Source organism: Citrobacter braakii, assembly GCF_002075345.1.
In the GTDB taxonomy this organism is placed as follows: Bacteria; Pseudomonadota; Gammaproteobacteria; order Enterobacterales; family Enterobacteriaceae; genus Citrobacter; species Citrobacter braakii.
The window spans coordinates 1-16,553 of the sequence record NZ_NAEW01000004.1 but is presented as its reverse complement, the minus strand read 5'-3'; the positions used below and the strand labels follow the sequence as shown (position 1 = coordinate 16,553).

Annotated in this window: 24 protein-coding genes; all 24 read left to right on the top strand. The window is 53.3% G+C overall.

Annotated elements, in window-relative coordinates; genetic code table 11:
- The first annotated feature begins 117 nt into the window (after positions 1-117).
- Positions 118-1,383, top strand: coding sequence for a DUF2213 domain-containing protein (locus tag BZK42_RS09905; protein ID WP_080859080.1), 1,266 nt, complete (start codon positions 118-120; stop codon positions 1,381-1,383).
- 11 nt (positions 1,384-1,394) lie between these two features.
- Positions 1,395-1,898 carry a structural cement protein Gp24 gene (locus BZK42_RS09900; protein WP_080859079.1) on the top strand — a complete coding sequence of 168 codons (504 nt, stop codon included), beginning with the start codon at positions 1,395-1,397 and terminating at the stop codon, positions 1,896-1,898.
- Positions 1,899-1,909: 11 nt separating this feature from the next.
- Positions 1,910-2,857 (top strand): DUF2184 domain-containing protein, encoded by a 948-nt coding sequence (locus BZK42_RS09895; RefSeq protein WP_080859078.1) that lies wholly within the window; start codon positions 1,910-1,912, stop codon positions 2,855-2,857.
- A 44-nt stretch (positions 2,858-2,901) separates the two neighbouring features.
- The gene (locus tag BZK42_RS09890) at positions 2,902-3,309 is read left to right on the top strand and encodes an STY1053 family phage-associated protein (RefSeq protein WP_044702727.1); all 408 of its coding nucleotides are present in this window, start codon (positions 2,902-2,904) and stop codon (positions 3,307-3,309) included.
- A complete protein-coding gene (locus tag BZK42_RS09885; protein ID WP_044702729.1) occupies positions 3,281-3,691 on the top strand; it encodes a DUF4054 domain-containing protein in 411 nt (136 codons plus the stop codon). Before BZK42_RS09890 ends, BZK42_RS09885 begins: the two co-directional genes overlap by 29 nt.
- Positions 3,688-4,194 carry a hypothetical protein gene (locus BZK42_RS09880; protein ID WP_080859077.1) on the top strand — a complete coding sequence of 169 codons (507 nt, stop codon included), beginning with the start codon at positions 3,688-3,690 and terminating at the stop codon, positions 4,192-4,194. Before BZK42_RS09885 ends, BZK42_RS09880 begins: the two co-directional genes overlap by 4 nt.
- Positions 4,194-4,598: a hypothetical protein gene (locus BZK42_RS09875; protein ID WP_048236532.1), complete on the top strand. Its 405-nt coding sequence runs from the start codon at positions 4,194-4,196 to the stop codon at positions 4,596-4,598. The genes BZK42_RS09880 and BZK42_RS09875 overlap by 1 nt, the downstream gene beginning before the upstream one ends.
- Complete coding sequence (locus tag BZK42_RS09870) at positions 4,591-5,136, top strand: phage neck terminator protein (protein ID WP_080859076.1); 546 nt, start codon at positions 4,591-4,593, stop codon at positions 5,134-5,136. The genes BZK42_RS09875 and BZK42_RS09870 overlap by 8 nt, the downstream gene beginning before the upstream one ends.
- Positions 5,137-5,139: 3 nt before the next feature.
- Positions 5,140-6,285, top strand: a complete 1,146-nt coding sequence (locus BZK42_RS09865; protein WP_080859075.1) for a DUF3383 family protein — start codon at positions 5,140-5,142, stop codon at positions 6,283-6,285.
- A gap of 11 nt (positions 6,286-6,296) precedes the next feature.
- Complete coding sequence (locus BZK42_RS09860; RefSeq protein WP_080859074.1) at positions 6,297-6,737, top strand: DUF3277 family protein; 441 nt, start codon at positions 6,297-6,299, stop codon at positions 6,735-6,737.
- 3 nt (positions 6,738-6,740) lie between these two features.
- Entirely contained in the window at positions 6,741-7,193 is a 453-nt protein-coding gene (locus BZK42_RS09855; protein ID WP_080859073.1) for a phage tail assembly chaperone, read from the top strand.
- A gap of 23 nt (positions 7,194-7,216) precedes the next feature.
- Positions 7,217-7,381 carry a DUF6889 family protein gene (locus BZK42_RS29250; protein WP_023229521.1) on the top strand — a complete coding sequence of 55 codons (165 nt, stop codon included), beginning with the start codon at positions 7,217-7,219 and terminating at the stop codon, positions 7,379-7,381.
- On the top strand, positions 7,371-9,353 hold the full coding sequence (locus BZK42_RS09845; RefSeq protein WP_080859072.1) for a lytic transglycosylase: 1,983 nt from the start codon (positions 7,371-7,373) through the stop codon (positions 9,351-9,353). The genes BZK42_RS29250 and BZK42_RS09845 overlap by 11 nt, the downstream gene beginning before the upstream one ends.
- Positions 9,353-9,940, top strand: coding sequence for a phage baseplate protein (locus BZK42_RS09840; protein ID WP_049043289.1), 588 nt, complete (start codon positions 9,353-9,355; stop codon positions 9,938-9,940). Before BZK42_RS09845 ends, BZK42_RS09840 begins: the two co-directional genes overlap by 1 nt.
- The gene (locus BZK42_RS09835; RefSeq protein WP_049043290.1) at positions 9,940-10,242 is read left to right on the top strand and encodes a phage baseplate plug family protein; all 303 of its coding nucleotides are present in this window, start codon (positions 9,940-9,942) and stop codon (positions 10,240-10,242) included. The genes BZK42_RS09840 and BZK42_RS09835 overlap by 1 nt, the downstream gene beginning before the upstream one ends.
- A 2-nt stretch (positions 10,243-10,244) precedes the next feature.
- Positions 10,245-11,309, top strand: coding sequence for a hypothetical protein (locus BZK42_RS09830; RefSeq protein WP_080859071.1), 1,065 nt, complete (start codon positions 10,245-10,247; stop codon positions 11,307-11,309).
- Positions 11,309-11,641, top strand: a complete 333-nt coding sequence (locus BZK42_RS09825) for a hypothetical protein (protein ID WP_049043292.1) — start codon at positions 11,309-11,311, stop codon at positions 11,639-11,641. The genes BZK42_RS09830 and BZK42_RS09825 overlap by 1 nt, the downstream gene beginning before the upstream one ends.
- A gap of 149 nt (positions 11,642-11,790) precedes the next feature.
- A complete protein-coding gene (locus tag BZK42_RS09820; RefSeq protein ID WP_049043293.1) occupies positions 11,791-12,522 on the top strand; it encodes a hypothetical protein in 732 nt (243 codons plus the stop codon).
- Complete coding sequence (locus tag BZK42_RS09815) at positions 12,522-12,950, top strand: hypothetical protein (RefSeq protein WP_080859070.1); 429 nt, start codon at positions 12,522-12,524, stop codon at positions 12,948-12,950. The genes BZK42_RS09820 and BZK42_RS09815 overlap by 1 nt, the downstream gene beginning before the upstream one ends.
- A gap of 64 nt (positions 12,951-13,014) precedes the next feature.
- Positions 13,015-13,767 carry a Gp138 family membrane-puncturing spike protein gene (locus BZK42_RS09810; protein ID WP_080859069.1) on the top strand — a complete coding sequence of 251 codons (753 nt, stop codon included), beginning with the start codon at positions 13,015-13,017 and terminating at the stop codon, positions 13,765-13,767.
- The gene (locus BZK42_RS09805) at positions 13,767-14,120 is read left to right on the top strand and encodes a contractile injection system sheath initiator (RefSeq protein WP_003826334.1); all 354 of its coding nucleotides are present in this window, start codon (positions 13,767-13,769) and stop codon (positions 14,118-14,120) included. The genes BZK42_RS09810 and BZK42_RS09805 overlap by 1 nt, the downstream gene beginning before the upstream one ends.
- A complete protein-coding gene (locus tag BZK42_RS09800) occupies positions 14,121-15,320 on the top strand; it encodes a baseplate J/gp47 family protein (protein WP_080859068.1) in 1,200 nt (399 codons plus the stop codon).
- A complete protein-coding gene (locus BZK42_RS09795) occupies positions 15,317-15,997 on the top strand; it encodes a baseplate wedge 1 family protein (protein WP_080859067.1) in 681 nt (226 codons plus the stop codon). Before BZK42_RS09800 ends, BZK42_RS09795 begins: the two co-directional genes overlap by 4 nt.
- On the top strand, positions 15,997-16,553 hold a 557-nt coding region (locus BZK42_RS09790), incomplete at its 3' end, for a phage tail protein (RefSeq protein ID WP_249025135.1). The genes BZK42_RS09795 and BZK42_RS09790, both read left to right, overlap by 1 nt.

Genomic DNA, 16,553 nt, shown 5'->3' with positions numbered 1-16,553 from the left:
TCGTCGGTGCGGGTAAGAACTCTTATGTTAAATAGCCCGTTATTTTGAACATTTTTCCCATCTCACAAGGTCGCCACTGAGCGGCCTTTTTGTTGCCCGTAATCGAGCAGGTAACCCATGAAATATTTCTTCACTACACGCCTGGGAGAAACGCGTTATCTGCAGGCGGACGGCTCACTGCTGTGTAAAGACGTACCGATCGCGCGTACAGGAACGCAGGTCTACTTACCCGAAGAAATCGACCTCGAGCCTGACGCCAGCGGCACAGTGACGGTCTGGCGAACGGAAGATGAGGTGTTTTCCCCGGAAACGATGGCGAGCTTTGAGGGCGTAGCCGTCACGCTGGGGCATCCAGAGGATAGTCTGGGCAACATCGTATTCATTAACCCATCTAACTTTGCTGAGCTGGCGCACGGACACATTCAGAACGTCCGACGCGGCACCGGCGATAAATCGGATCTGCTCATTGCTGACGTGCTGATTAAACGGCAGGAAGCAATCGACGCGGTGAATTCTGGCCTGACCGATGTCAGTTGCGGCTATGACGCGCAGTACAAGCAACTGGCACCCGGCAAGGGCAAGCAATACCAAATCACAGGTAACCACCTCGCTGTCGGTATTGACCGGGGGCGTGCTGGTGGCCGCTGTGCAATCGGGGATTCCATCCCATCAACAACAAAGGAGAAGCCTGTAATGTCATGGCTTAAAAAACTGGCTCAGGCCATTAAGACGAAAGATGAGGATGCACTGGCAAAACTCATCGATGAAGCGCCGGATATGCCGTCTGATGGCATGGCTTCAATCCCCGGTGTAACTATCAACATGAATGCTCCAGCGCAGTCTACCGCACTTCCTGAGGCGAATCGCTCCACTACGGACGAAGGCGATCCGAATAAAGAGAAAACAGGCGGTGAAGAAATTCCAGCCTGGGCGAAAGCATTGCTGGTTCGTCTGGAAAAGCTGGAGGGTAAAACCACCGATGGCGATCCAGACCCGGGCAACATGACCACCGACGAAGACGAAGAAGAAAACCGCAAAGTGACGGGTGACGCAGCCTTTAAGCGCAATCTGATCGCCGATGCAGAAATTATCTGTCCTGGCTTCCAGCCTGCTGGCGATAAGAGCCTGAAACGCCAGGTGCTGAATCACGCAATGCGCACTGGTGACAGCCTGAAATCGTTCGGAGTGGATGATTTCTACAAAGCGCCAAAGGCTACGGTCGACGCGGTGTTTACTGCCGCTGTAGCGCTGCATAAGGCGAAGAACCACCTTTCACCGCTAAATAGTGGTACTCACACCACCGACCGAGCAACCAGCACAAAGCACCTTTCCCCGGCAGAACTGAACAAGCTCAACGCCGATTTCTGGGCAAAAAATAAATAAGGTAAATCATCATGGCAGGTACTGCATATTTAACGCGGATGCCTCTGGGCATTGCCGGGGGCGTTACCCGTCCTCGTGATCTCACCATTGAGCCGGTCACCCTGGACCATTCGAAGCAGTTCGCGTCCTACGGATTGGTAGGTAAATACGTGAACAATAAATTCGTTCCCCTGGAGTCCGGCGACACTATCGGCAAAGTGAAAGGGATTCTTGTCCGTCCGTTCCCGATCACCTCTGCGCTTGATCTGGCTTACATCGGCGTGACTGCTAATCAGGTGGGCGACAACCTTAAACGCGGTTACATCTGCGTAACTGCTACTGCAGGCAACGCGACGACCGCGAAGAAAGGCGATCCGGTATACGTTCGCGTGGCTGGTGGCACCACTCAAAGCCCGGTTGGCTCTTTTGTTTTGTCTCCGGACTCCACCGCATCAAATACACCTCAGCTGACAAATGCAGAGGTCATGGGGCCGGGTGAAGCCGACGGCCGTATTGAAATCGCTTATAACATCTGAGGGAATAATTAATGTTTACAGTTGACAGAGCGACCATCGACTCCACCGGCGCGTTTCTCGTCGGAGAGCTGGAGCGCATGGATCAGACGCTGAACATGCCGCTGACCTCCGTTAAGTGGTCCCGCGACATGCCACTGCGTAGTGATATTTCTATCGCTGATGAAGTGTCATCTTTCACGAACACCGATTTCGTCGGCGTTGGTGGTCCTAACCCTAACGGTAAAAACTGGATTGGTAAGAAATCCACCGCCGTTCCTGGTATTGAACTCGATATTCAGCCGACCCGTAACAACCTTACCCCTTGGGGACAGGAAATCGGATGGACGGTGCTGGAGCTGGCCTCCGCGCAAAAACTGGGCCGTCCTGTTGATGTCCAGAAATACGAAGGCATGAAGCTGAAGTGGGCAATGGATACCGACGAACAGGTTTACATCGGTGATACCGAACTGGGCGTTCGTGGCCTGCTGAACCTGCCGGATGTTACCCCGGTTGCTGCAGCTGCAGCGTGGACCGCCACCACCGATCCTGATGTCATTGTTCAGGATATCAACCTTGTGCTGTCTGATGGCTGGGTTCGTTCTGGTTATGCGGTCTGCCCGGCGAAAATCGGTCTGGCGCCGGAGTTGTTCGGCTTGCTGGCGAGCAAAAAGGTTTCCTCTGCGGGGAATATCTCTGTACTGGAATACGTGAAGATTAACACCATCGCGTTCCAGGAAAATGGGACACCACTGGAAATCGTCTCCATGAAGTGGGCCTCCAAGCGTGGCGCTGGTGGCGGGCATCGTATCGTTGCTTACACCCAGGACGAAAAATACGTTCGCTTCCCGATGGTTCCTCTGCTGAACACTCCGCTGGAGTATCGCGGCCTGCAGCAGTTGACCACTTACTACGGCAAGCTGGGCCAAGTGGAAACCCCGTATTCCAATACGATCTCTTACCTGGACGTTCCGGCGTCTTAACCTGAAACAGGCGGGGAAACCCGCCTTTTTTGTGGAGCATAAACATGAAATACGTTGTTTCCGGTGGCGCTACTCTCAGCTTTGCTGACGGTTCTAAATTCGAGTTGTCTCAGGGCATCCACGACAGTTCATCTTTCCCGAAAGAAGTCAAAGACCACTGGGCCTTTAAAGCCTATGCGCGCCCGATTGATGAGTCCGACCTGGCGAACGAGCAGAGCACTGAAGACCTGACCGCGAGCCTTGTTCTCCTGGCAGAAGAAAATAACACCCTAAAAGCGCAACTGGCGGCGCATGAAAAGACCATCACCGATCAGGGTAATGAAATTACGGATCTGAAAGCGCAACTGGCGGCCGCTCAGGCGGCATCTGCCGGTAATGCTGATGCCACGGACAAAGCCGATACCACCGGTGGGGACGCGAAAAATGCCAAAAAACAGCAGGCTTCCAACTAACGAGCAGTTCCGCACCGACTTTCCCGAGTTCGCCGATACCACCCGCTACCCTGACCCCTCAGTGAATTTCTATCTGGGGCAGGCTGATTCACTCCTGAATCAGGACGTACAGGGCGATCAGTTCGTCTACCTGGCCGAACTATTCACCGCTCACTATACGGAGCTGCGCGGCCGTACGCTGGCCGCCGCTGCCGCAGGTGGAGTGAACAGCAACGGCGCGGCAGGTGTCGTGTCCTCTAAATCAGTAGATAAGGTTTCAGTGAGCTATGACGTGTCCGGGGTAATCAATCCGGATGCCGGTTTCTGGAATAGCACCGCCTACGGGCGCGAGTTCTACTGGTGGTGGTCTGCGTTCGGCGCTGGTGGCAGGCAACTGCTATGAAAAGCGGGTTAACTGTTCGTGCTGATAATGCCGTGTCTGTTCTGGAATCCCTCAGACAGTTATCCGGAATGGATGTGCTGGTGGGAATACCTGAGGATAAGGCAGGGCGTGAGGATGGCTCACCGATTAATAACGCGGAACTGGGCTACCTCCACTCAACGGGCGCAACAGTGGAAATCGACGGTACGACAGTCACGCTTCCCCCGCGTCCTTTTCTGGATATGGGGATCGAGGACTCAAAACCCCGAACAACTGCGCACCTCAAAGCAGCGGCAACCGCCGCGCTGGAGGGACAGACTGAAGCCGCAATGCGTGAACTGGAGAGCGCCGGACAGATTGCCCGTGATGCTGCAAAAGCTGTTATCGGTGCTGGTGACCGACTGCACCCTCTTTCTGAGAAAACCTTGGAACGCAGACGGGCCGAGGGCATTCCCGGCGACAAGCCGCTTTATGCCCACGGTTACCTGTTGCGCTCAATTAACTACGTCGTGAGGAAAAAATAATGCCTCTTCTCGATGTGAGCGATGTTCTTCTCGATCCCGACTTCATGGACACCAGTCTGGTGTGTCACCGGCAGGTTCAGACGGTGGATGAGGACAATTTCGCGAAAAACACAGCTCAGGATATCCCATTCTCTGGCGTGGTGACGGTTGACCGTTCTCTGGAAGCCAGGCGAATGGAGGCAGGCCAGAACATCAGCGGTGCGATCCTCATCGTGACGCAGTTCAGATTAACTCAGGGCCAGCCCGGTACAGACAGCACCCCGCGACTTGATGCCGATATCGTGACCTATAACGGACGCGACTATCGCGTGACGTTCGTCGACCCGTACACCAGTTACGGCGCCGGATTCGTCCAGGCACATTGTGAGCTGGTGGATTTTAACGGAGGGACGCCAGTTGAGTAACGACAGCACTGTGCGCGGGTATCTGACGCCTGTCGGGGATAGCCCACAGTATGACGAGGCGCTGGAGCGAGAACTTAGCCGGTGGATTCGTGGTGTTTCTGGCCTGCCGGCCTCTCTGGTTTTTCCCCGATGGACCGACCCGCAGCCGCAGCTCCCCAACAACGGGGTGACGTGGTGCGGTTTCGGTATCACTACCGTTCCGCAGCCGTTAAGCCAGTCCGATGTTCAGGTATCGGAAGAACAGTCCGAGCAATGGATATGGGAGCAGGTCACAGTGATTTGCTGCTTCTATGGTCCTCAGGGGGCCAGTACTGCATCAACTTTCCGCGCGGGGATATTCGTCGAGCAGAACAACGCCGAGCTGAACCGCTCGGGGCTTTCGCTGGTGGAGGCCGGGACTATTTACAACCTGCCAGAGCTCATTAACAACCAGTGGGTGAGGCGCTATGACCTCACCATCACGCTGTCCCGCAAAAACATTCGTACCTACAACGTCCGGACGCTGCAAGATGCGCCCGTCTCATTTTTCGGAGACTAAATTATGCCGCAGGGATTACCTGTATCTAACGTCGTTAATGTCGACGTGATCATTGGGCCGCGTGCGGCTACTGGTCGAAACTTTGGTTCACTGCTCATTCTCGGGAGTTCAACGGTTATCCCGGTTTCTGAGCGTATTCGCCTCTACTCATCCCCGGAAGATATCGGAACTGATTTCGGCGTTGATAGCCCGGAATATGAAGCTGCTACGGTGTATTTCTCGCAGTCACCGAAACCTCAGCAGGTGTATGTCGGTCGCTGGGCTAAAACGCTGGTATCGGCTGAAAGTGGTTCGGCGGAAACGTTGCTGCAGGCGGTGAACGCCGTTCTGAATTACACGAACTGGTACGGTCTGGCCGTGGCTGACGATGAAGATATCGACGATGCCGACTGGCTGAGCGTGGCCGCCGCGATCGAGGCCTCCAGTCTCAGCCGAATTCTGGCAATTACCACAGCAGAGCCAGAGACGGTAAACGCGACCTCCACTACCGATCTGGCTTCTAAGCTGAAGGCGGCAAAATACAGTCGTACGTTTGTGCAGTATTCCACCAGCAGCAAGTACGCCGCACTGTCTGCATTTGGTCGCGCGTTCACGGTGAATTTCAACGGCAGCAACACCACCATCACCCTGAAATTCAAGCAGGAGCCGGGGATCACCTATGAAACCCTGACCACCAATCAGGCGGCGGCGCTGGATGCCAAGAACTGCAACGTGTTTGTGTACTACCAGAACGATACGGCAATCCTACAGCAGGGCGTCATGTCCAGCGGTGATTTCTTCGACGAACGCCACGGGCTCGACTGGCTGCAGAACTACGTTCAGACCAACCTGTATAACCTGCTCTATACCAGCACAACCAAAGTCCCACAGACCGATGCTGGCGTTACGCGCCTGCTTTCCAATGTTGAACAGTCGATGGATCAGTCCGTCACGAACGGGCTGGTGGCTGCTGGCGTATGGAACGGTGGCCCGATTGGGCAGCTGGATTCCGGCGACACGCTGACAAAAGGCTATTACGTCTACGCGCAGCCGATTTCCGAGCAGGCGCAGGCAGACCGTGAAGCACGTAAGGCACCGGTTATTCAGGTTGCCTGTAAGCTGGCGGGGGCGGTTCATTTCGCTGATGTGCAGATCAACGTCGTTCGCTAAGGAGAACATGAATGGCTACTTATTCTTTTATGGCCGTTACGGCGTCCCTCTCTGGCCCGACCGGAGAGATTGATCTGGGCTACGGTTCTGCCAGTTCAGAGGAAGGGATCACCGTTGCGATGGGTGGTCCTAAAAACACCATGACAATTGGTGCTGACGGCGAAGTGATGCACAGCCTGCACGCAGACAAAAGCGGCACGGTAACCGTCAATCTGTTGAAGACCTCTCCGACTAACAAAAAGCTGTCGCTGGCGTACAACGCGCAGAGTCAGTCTTCAGGTACCTGGGGGAACAACGTCATTGTGATCCGAAACAAGGTGAGCGGAGACATCATCACAGCGCGCAGCGTGGCGTTCCAGAAACAGCCGGATAACGCCAACGCTAAAGCCGGTAATACGATGCCCTGGGTATTTGACTGCGGCAAAATCGACCAGGTACTCGGAGAATTTTAACAGATGGAATGTTCAATCAAAGGCCACGATTACCGCGTGGCAAAACTCAGTGTCTTTGACCAGCTGAAAGTGACCCGTAAGCTGCTGCCGGTACTGGCGGGCATGATGGCAGATTTCGGGAGCATTCGCGCCCTTCTGCCTGCTGATGGCAAAATCGACAGCGCTAAGTTTGATGCGCTTAAGCCGGTGTTTGAAACCCTGCTACCGCGCATCGCTGATGTACTGTCTTCCCTGAGCGAAGAAGATACCAACGCGATTATTCATCCGTGTCTGTCTGTGGTTTCACGTAAGCATATGGACGGATGGACGCCAGTATTTAACAGCGGGCAGTTGATGTTCGACGATATCGACCTGTTGACCATGCTCCAGCTGGTGGCGCGGGTGGTCGCCGATTCGCTGGGAAATTTTTTGCCCGTGAACCCTACCAGCGCGACGCCGGACCAGCCTCAGGGCTAACCCTCAACAGCCTGCCTGACGGGCTGTCTTATCTCCTTGACCCGGTTGATGCCGGGTTAATCCCTTATTACGCGCTGAAGGATGGATCAGTCGATCTGTGCGATATCGCGCTGATGAATGACCATCTGGCCGTTAAGGCTGACAACCAGCGCCGTATTGAGAAATGGAGAGAGGATAATGAACGCTGAGACTATTAAAGATTTCCTCGTCTCGCTCGGCTTCGATATCGACGAGGCAGGCGCGGCTAAATTTGATTCAGTCCTTGCTGGTACGACCGCAAACGCCATCAAAATGGGGCTGGCCGTTGAGGGGGCCGCGCTTTCGGTGGTGGCCTACACGGCGAAAATTGCCTCCGGTCTGGATAACCTCTACTGGGCGTCACAACGTACTGGTGCGACCGTTCAGGGAATTCAGTCGATTGGTTACGCAGTTTCTCAAATGGGCGGCAGCGTGGACGCGGCACGCGGCTCACTGGAAAGCCTCTCACGGTTTGTACGTAACAATCCCGGTGCTGAAGGTTTTCTGAACCGTCTGGGCGTACAGACGAGAGACGCCAGCGGGAACATGCGCGATATGGCCGCCATTTTTACGGGTGTCGGTCAGAAGCTCAGCAGCATGCCGTATTACCGGGCTAACCAGTATGCGCAGATGCTGGGTATTGATGAAAATACCCTCATGGCGATGCGCCGTGGTGTGGGTGGTTTCTCCGGACAATACAGCGCGATGGCGAAGGCTGTCGGCTTCAATGCTGACGAGGCGGCCAGAAGCTCCAACAAATTCATGACCTCCCTGCGCGAGTTCGGCGCGATGGCGGGCATGGCCCGCGACAAAATAGGCTCTAACCTTGCTGGTGGTCTGGCGGGGTCGCTGGACACCCTGCGCCGTCACATCCTGGATAACTTCCCGCGCATTGAGCAAACGCTGACGAAAGCCATAAAAGGCATTCTGGCGCTCGGGGATATTATCGGGCGGCTGTTCTTCCGGCTTATCGAAGGTACATCAGACCTTATCACCTGGTGGCAATCGCTGGACAAGCAGACGCGGGAGCTGATCTCGCTGTTCGGCGCACTGACGATAGCGCTACGCATCCTGAACAGTACGTTCTGGATGTCACCGATTGGCCTGATTACCGCGCTGGCTGCGGGTATTGCTCTCCTGTGGGAGGATTACAAGACCTGGAAGGAAGGCGGTCAGAGCCTGATTGACTGGGAGAAGTGGAAACCGGAGGTCGACGCCGCGCTGAAGATGGTTCGTGACCTGAAAGCGACCGTTAACGACCTGGCTAAAGCGCTGGCAAAGCTACTCAATATCGACCCGAAATCATGGTCCCTGAAGTGGGATTTCAGCAACTTCATCGATCAGATGGGCGAGTTCAGCAAGATGTTGAACATGATCGCCGACCTGCTTAATGCCATCAAAGATGGTCGCTGGGCTGATGCCGCCAGCATCGGCAAACAGTTGCTTAATCAGGGAAGTGATAAGCCGTCAGCAATGCCAATGGTGACCGACAGCGCCAACGGTACCGCCGACTGGATTAAAGAGCACTGGGGCTTCGATCCTCGCAGCGTGGGCCGAACGGTGCGCGGCTGGTTTGGCGATGATGGACCAGAACAACATGCACAGGCCGTTAAACGTGGTGAACGGAATAATAATCCCGGAAATCTGAATTTTGCAGGTCAGGCGGGAGCTTCACTTGAAAGCCCTGGCGGGCGGTTTGCCAGATTCGAAACCTCCTTTGACGGTTTACGGGCGCTTTCGCGTCAGTTGATGTTATATGCCGGACGAGGAATTAACAGTGTGGAGAAAATTATCTCTACATGGGCTCCCGCATCAGATAACAACAATACCGCTGCCTATATTCAGGCTGTTTCTCAGCGGCTGGGGGTAGATCCTCGCGTTGCCCTGAATATGAAAGATCCACAAACCATGTCTGCATTAATGAGCAGCATTATTCATCATGAAAATGGGCGAAACATCTATTCGAGGGAATTAATCGGGAAGGCTGCCGTCGCAGGAATTGGCGGTGCTCAGGTTAGCCAGAAGAACACTTATCACATCTACGGTGGAGGTGATCCGCGTTCTGTCGGTACTGAGGTCGAGCGCCGGCAGCAGTCAGCGAATGCCCAGGTTATGCGCGGCAATCAAACGAAGGTGGGCTAATGGATATTCTCTCTACGCTCTTTCAGCAGCAGAGCCGGAAAATAGGAGTGATTGTCCCCAGCGTGGTTGTTTCTGAGAAGCACAGCGACACGCTGGAGATAACAGAGCACCCGGTCGAGGTTGGGGCGGCCATCGCAGACCATGCCTATAAAAAGCCGTCTGAAGTGGTAATGGAGGTCGGTTTCGCTGGTGGCGGTTCGTTGCTGGATTTTGCCAGTAACCTTACAGCAACCAGCTTACTCGGACTCAGCCCGCAGCAAACGTATCAGGAGATACTCGACCTGCAGGCTAGCCGTATTCCTTTCGATGTGGTGACCGGCAAACGGCTGTACAGCAACATGCTGATCCGCGCGCTGGAAGTGACGACAGACAAGACAACCGAAAACGTCCTTTCCGCTGTCCTCACCCTGAGGGAGGTTCTTATCTCGCAGACGCAGCAAATCACCGTTGCGGATAAAACCAACATGAAGGACGGCGCCAGCACGTCGGCGGTACTCAATACTGGCACCAAAACTACTAAGCCGCCAAATACCTCACTGCTGCAAAGCATATCGAGTAACGCGGTGTCTTTACTGGGGCTCGGCTAATGGCAATTCAGGAAATCCCGCTGACAGCGGATAATCAACAATTCAGCATCATCCTGGCTGGCTCTACCTGGCGGATTAACATCACCTGGCGCGATCTGTACTGGATTATGGATCTGCAGAACGACAGAGGGGAGTCGGTAATCTCCGGTATTCCTCTCGTCACGGGTGCTGACCTGCTGGCGCAGTACGCCTATATGGGGCTTGGTTTTAAGCTGGTGGTGGTCTGCGATGACAGCACACAGAATTATCCAACGAAAACCGACCTGGGCGGCCGCAGTCATTTACTGGTATCAACGGAGTAAGCATGTCACAGAACTGGATGAGACATTTCGAGCTGCAGCTCGTGGACGAGAACGGGCAGGGTATTGAGCTCAGTGATTTTAAAGTGACCTTTACGATCGACTGGTTCAACATCAGCAGCGCGTCACGCGTGGGAACGTTCAAAATCTATAACCTGTCAGCTGATACGGTCAATCGCATCACCGGACAGGAGTTTTCTAAGGTGCGGCTGATTGCTGGTTACGACGGTATTGCGCCAGAGGTATCGGCAAGCGATGTTGGAAAGGTACGGGAAGTCGACGCGGCGGATGTGGGCCAGAGTGATGGCCGCAACTACGGACTGATTTTCAGCGGTGAAATTCGCTACTCGGTCACCGGTAAAGACAGTCCTATTGATTCCTACGTACTGATTCAGGCAGCCGATACGGATCTGGCTTTTGCCACCAGCATAACATCGCAGACGCTGGCTGCCGGTTACACGGTCGCAGACGTGAACCGCGCGCTGATGAAAGACTTCGAGGCAAAAGGCGCGACCGAAGGCCTGACGCCTGAAATGCCTGCTACCGTATTCCCCCGGGGCCGGGTGTTGTTCGGCATGACACGGCATCTTATGGATAACGTGGCCGGACAATGTGGCGCAACATGGCAGTTCGTGGACGGTCAACGCCAGATAGTGGCGAATAACGAGTATGTTCACGACGCTATTGTGCTCAACAGCGCCACCGGGCTTATCGGCATGCCGCAGCAGACTATCGGCAACGGCGTAAACGTCCGTGCGCTGATTAACCCGAATATCCGGGTTAACGGGCTTATTCAACTGGATCAGGCTTCCGTGTACCGCACCGCACTGTCGAACAACGATATCGCGATGGCTGGTGGGCAGATCACCGACCAGAACACGGACGGTAATATCACGCTCAGCGGCACCACGGCGCAACCTGCCAGCATCGCAACGGATGGCGTTTATATTGTGCGCGGGATTATGTACACTGGCGATACAAGGGGCCAGGCGTGGTACATGGATATGATGTGCGAAGCGCGTGGCGCGGCGGATCTTGTTTCCTCATCAGCGAGGGAAAGAGGGCTTTAATGAAACGGTTCTGTTTGGCGTTCGCAATAATGGTTACTGCTCCGGCGATGGCTGCAATTCAGTGCGGTAATTACACAATGACCGGTGACGGAATGACTGTTATTAACGGTGAAACTGTCACATCTCAGAAAATCAAATTTCTGGGAAAAGATGGTGACTACTCAAACATGAAAATGGACATGGGCCTGATGCCTTCCCGCGATGGCAACAATTACGGCTTTGAGTTTGTGAAGCGTAACGGAAAAGCTTTCCTGAACGTTCAGCTACTGCAGAACAGCATGGACGCGCCGAAAATCATCGGATCTTTCCCGTGTAAAAAGGTTGATGGGTGAAGGTAGCCTGAAAGCTGTCTCATCTGAAAAACAACAAAACGTGCTCTAAAAACTGTCGTTTTTTGAGACTAGCGATTACACTGCTCTAACTTTTTGATGGTGAATTGCCATCGATATGCTCCCCCATAAAAGCCAGGAATAACTAAAACATGAGCTTAGCGCAGCCAAAATCAGGAGAACTGTTAGATCTTCTGACTCCTTCATTAACTAAGGGTGAAAACCTTCTGAGTGAGTTTGAAGTCCATCGAATCATTCGTGAAGCGAAGAAAATCCCTGAACGTTATCAGGGGCTATCAATTGAGGGCTTAGCTAAGCTTGTTCTTGGTGAAATAGAAGAGGGATGTTCACTCTGTGAGCAGGGTTTGAGAATTGTGCCTAACGATCCAGTTTCTTTCTGTAACTATACGATAGCGCTGCGTAACTTGGGTTTGCACGCTCGCCAGTACGCGATGATTCAGAATGCGGCCAACTCACTTAACCCAACGATATTGGCTGAAGTTGCTACAATTTCTGCATACTGGGCTGATATCGATTTGCTAGAAAAGGTGATGCCGATGCTAACTGCAATGGAAATACCGCGCCCTGAAGATATGGGCAAATGGTATGACACACTCAATTATCTGCATACCCACAAAGATCATGCTCAAGATCTCAAAACTATTGGGCAGCTCATGATGAATGTTGCAGAAAAGTACCGTGTTCGTCTTGCTGGTGCTCATGCTTTTTACGTAATGTCAGAACTTGATACGCTGTTCGTTGAAGTCAAAACAGACGATCCAACGCTTCTTTCGCAGATGAATAATGCCTTGGCTGATGAGATTATTATTGCTGGTCTTGCGGATTCTGAATGTGTCGGATGTTTTGAGGCGGGGGAACTTTAATGTCGGTTGAGCATACTTGTTTCCTTGAACTGGCGAAGCATTCCCTGACTCTAAACGGTGAAATGTGGACAAGAAACGCTATTAGCCGAGCATATTATGGCATGTACCATTCCGCCTTAAGGATCACCAATAATCTTGTACCGAATGCTACAGAAGATGGTGAAAAATTAAAAGGTGGAGTTCACATGCGAGTCTATACCGTCTTTTGTAGCGGTGAGGCAGCAGCACTGAACGACGTTGATGTTAACGCAGTAAAAAAAATCGGCGTTAAACTGAAAATGACGCATGCCCAACGTGTTAATTCTGATTACAAGCTTGAACGAAAGGTTAATCGAATTACAGCGATAAGCGCGATTCAGGATGCAGAAGAAGTAGATACAATCGTTAATCAACTTTTGAAGGTTGGCGACGATTCGTTAACCGCTTAAGCTGCAATTCCTCATAAATCAAACCCGCCACCCGGCGGGTTTTTTGCTTTCTGGAGCCAATCAAATGGCAGTTTCTGATCAGACCCGCAGCGGCGACCTTGCCGAAACATTCAAATCTGAGCGAGAGACCACAAAGAACCAAATCCGCGTCGCTTTGCCTGGCATTATTCAGTCGTTCGACCCTGACGCGGTGACGGCGGTTGTGCAGCCTGCTATCCGTTACGTTGAAATCGATAACGATGGTAACCGGGTGACAAAACCTTACCCGCTGCTGGTGGATGTTCCCGTGGTATTCCCAACGGCCGGGGGAGTTACTTTAACGTTGCCGGTGAGCCCCGGCGATGAGTGCGAACTTAAGTTTCAGGACCGCTGTATTGATTTCTTCTGGCAAAACGGCGGAGTGCAGGAACCTGTCGACGACCGCATACATGACCTGTCCGACGCCACCTGCTCAGTGGGTCAAATATCTCAGCCCAACAAAATTAAGAATGTCAGCACCACGTCGGCGCAGCTTCGAAGTGTTGATGGAAGTACGTACATCGATCTTAATCCGGATACGCAGAAAATTAAAATTGTGGCGCCGGGGGGCGTGGAGGTGGTTACCCCGCTGGCTGACTTCTCGGAGAAAGTCACTATTCACGGGCTCCTGTCATGGATGGGCGGCATGGTGGGCTCTGTTGTCTCAGGCGTCGCATCCAAAATTACTGGCGCGGTCGAGTTTATCGGTACCGTCAAAGCAAACGGTAAATCTATCGACGATAAACACACTCACGGTGGTGTACAGCACGGCACCAGCAACACAGACGGGGTGAACTGATGCGATACAGGCGTGAAGACGCCGACGGTGATTACACCTTTGGCAGCGGCGATGATACCTGGCTGATTAACTCTCCGGAGGCAGTGGCGCAGGCCGTGAAAACGCGATTCGAATTATGGTACGGACAATGGTTCCTCGACACCACAGAGGGGACACCGTGGATTCAGTCCGTACTCGGTAAGCAAAAACCGGAAACCTACAACCTGGCGATCCGTAAGCGCATCCTCGAAACGCGGGGCGTTAAATCCATCCTTTCTTTCAATACGACAGTGAACACTACGACGCGCCGCGTCCAGTTCTTCGCTGAAATCGACACTCTCTACGGAACAACGACAGTAACCAGCGAGGCATAAATGGCCCTCAATTTGGACACACTCGGCTTATCGGCAACGGTAACCGCTGAGGGGATCAGTGCGCCTGATTACCAGACGATACTCGATACCCTGACGAGCTATTTCCAGCAGATTTATGGCAGTGACGCTTATCTGGAGCCGGACAGCAAAGACGGCCAGATGGTGGCGCTGGTGGCGCTGGCTATTCACGATGCCAATAACACGGCCATTTCCGTTTACAACTGTTTCTCACCTGCTACGGGTTACGGCGCAGGGCTGACCAGTAACGTGAAAATTAACGGTATCGCGCGTAAAGGGGCGACGAACTCCACCGTGGATCTTCTGCTCACCGGTACCGCAGGGGCAACCATTACGAACGGTACCGTGAAAGACACCAATAACGTGATCTGGCGTCTTCCTGCCTCGGTGGTGATTGGTGTCGACGGTATGGTGACGGTAACTGCAACCTGTTCAAACAGTGGAGCGGTAGCCGCGCTGACGGGGACCATCACGACCATCAATTCGCCGACTCGCGGCTGGACATCGGTAACAAACCCAGCAGCGGCCACTGTAGGCGCACCGGCAGAAACCGACGCAGAGCTGCGCATCAGGCAGGGGCAGAGCGTCGCGCTGCCGTCCATCACACCGTTTGAAGGCGTCGACGGAGCGATCGCCAACGTCGCTGGTGTGACACGTCACAAGCTCTACGAGAACGATACTGGTGCAACTGATAGTAACGGGCTGCCCCCGCACTCTATTTCCGCGATTGTTGACGGTGGCGATGTGACAGAAATTGCCCAGACAATCCGGGGGAATAAGGGGCAGGGAACTGCGACTTACGGGACGACCTCTGTCACGGTACCGGACACTTACGGCAATCCTCATGTGATCAGTTTTTCGCGGTCGACTGATGTCCCGATTTACGGACATATCACGTTGAAAGCCTTTGCCGGTTACACGTCGCAAATCGGTGTGCAGATTCAACAGGCAGTAGCGGATTACATCAATGGGCTGACGATCGGTGATTCGGTTCTGCTGAGTCGCATTTACTCTCCGGCAAACCTGGGCGTGGTCAGTGGTGGCAGTGCTCGTTATTACGACATTCAGGAACTGCTAATTGGCAAATCAGCCGGAACTGTAGCGGCGGCAAATATCAACATTGCATACAACGAGTCAGCATCCTGTAAGCCTGAAAATATTGTTCTAACGGTGACGTCATGAGCAAGTACACGGACTTAATCACCAACTATCACGCCACTAAGCCTAGGTTCTTTGATCACGTTGATCTGAGTACACGGCCACTGATTGATATCACTGCGGCCACCAGGGGACTGGTGAGCGCTTTCGATATTGATACCGCTGTCGGCGTCCAGCTCGATATTCTCGGTCTGTGGATCGGACGCAGTCGCATAGTAAGCCAGCCAATTAGCGGCGTTTATTTCAGCTGGGACACTGACGGGCTTGGATATGATCAGGGCATCTGGCAAGGGCCATATGATCCTGATTCTGGCTATACGACGCTGAGTGATGAGACGTACCGCATCATTCTGAAAGCGAAAATCGCTATCAACAAATGGGATGGTCGGAACGACTCTCTGCCTCCCATCCTTGACGCTGCTACCGCAGGCTCTGGCCTGAAGATGCAGATCGTCGACAACCAGGACATGACGATATCGGTCTGGGTATTCCCCGAGACTGATATTTCTGATGTGTCACTCGAACTGATTGCCGCTATTAAACAGGGCTATCTCACTGTTAAAGCAGCTGGCGTATGGGCCGGTGATGTTGAAACGCCTTCGGTAGAAGCACCATCCGAGGGCTCTAAATTCTTTGGGTTTGATATGGATAACGAATACATCGGCGGGTTCGATGTTGGAGCATGGGGGACAATACTCTAATGGCAACAAACAACTTTAAACCGTTCGCGACAGCAGCGAATGCTAACGTGATGTCTCAGGCTGACTGGGAAGCACTACCGGCGCTTTTGTCCGGCTTTATTAGCGGGCCAGCAAAATCAGCGCAGGTAAACAAAGCCATTCGACAGGCCAGCTTTATAGCGGCAGCGTTGGCGCAGTACACCGCTAACAAAAGCGGGCTGGACGTGCTTGATGATGGTGACCTGAACGGGTTTATCTCCAAAATGGGGACCGCTTTTGGGAAGGATTTCCAGGCGCTTGACGCCACGCTGACGGCATTGGCTGGGCTCGCAACCGGTGCAAATAAACTCCCGTATTTCACTGGAACTGATACAGCATCACAGACTGATTTAACTTCTGTCGGCCGGGATATTATCGGGAAAAGCACTATCGCTGACATTCTCACATACCTTGGTCTGGGAGAAATAGCAAAAGCAGGGGTTGGCAGTGGAAGACTTGGATCTAACGGGTATGCAACTCTGCCCATAATTATTGATGGTACTAAGCGAAGCCTGATAATCCAGTGGGGTATCAGTGT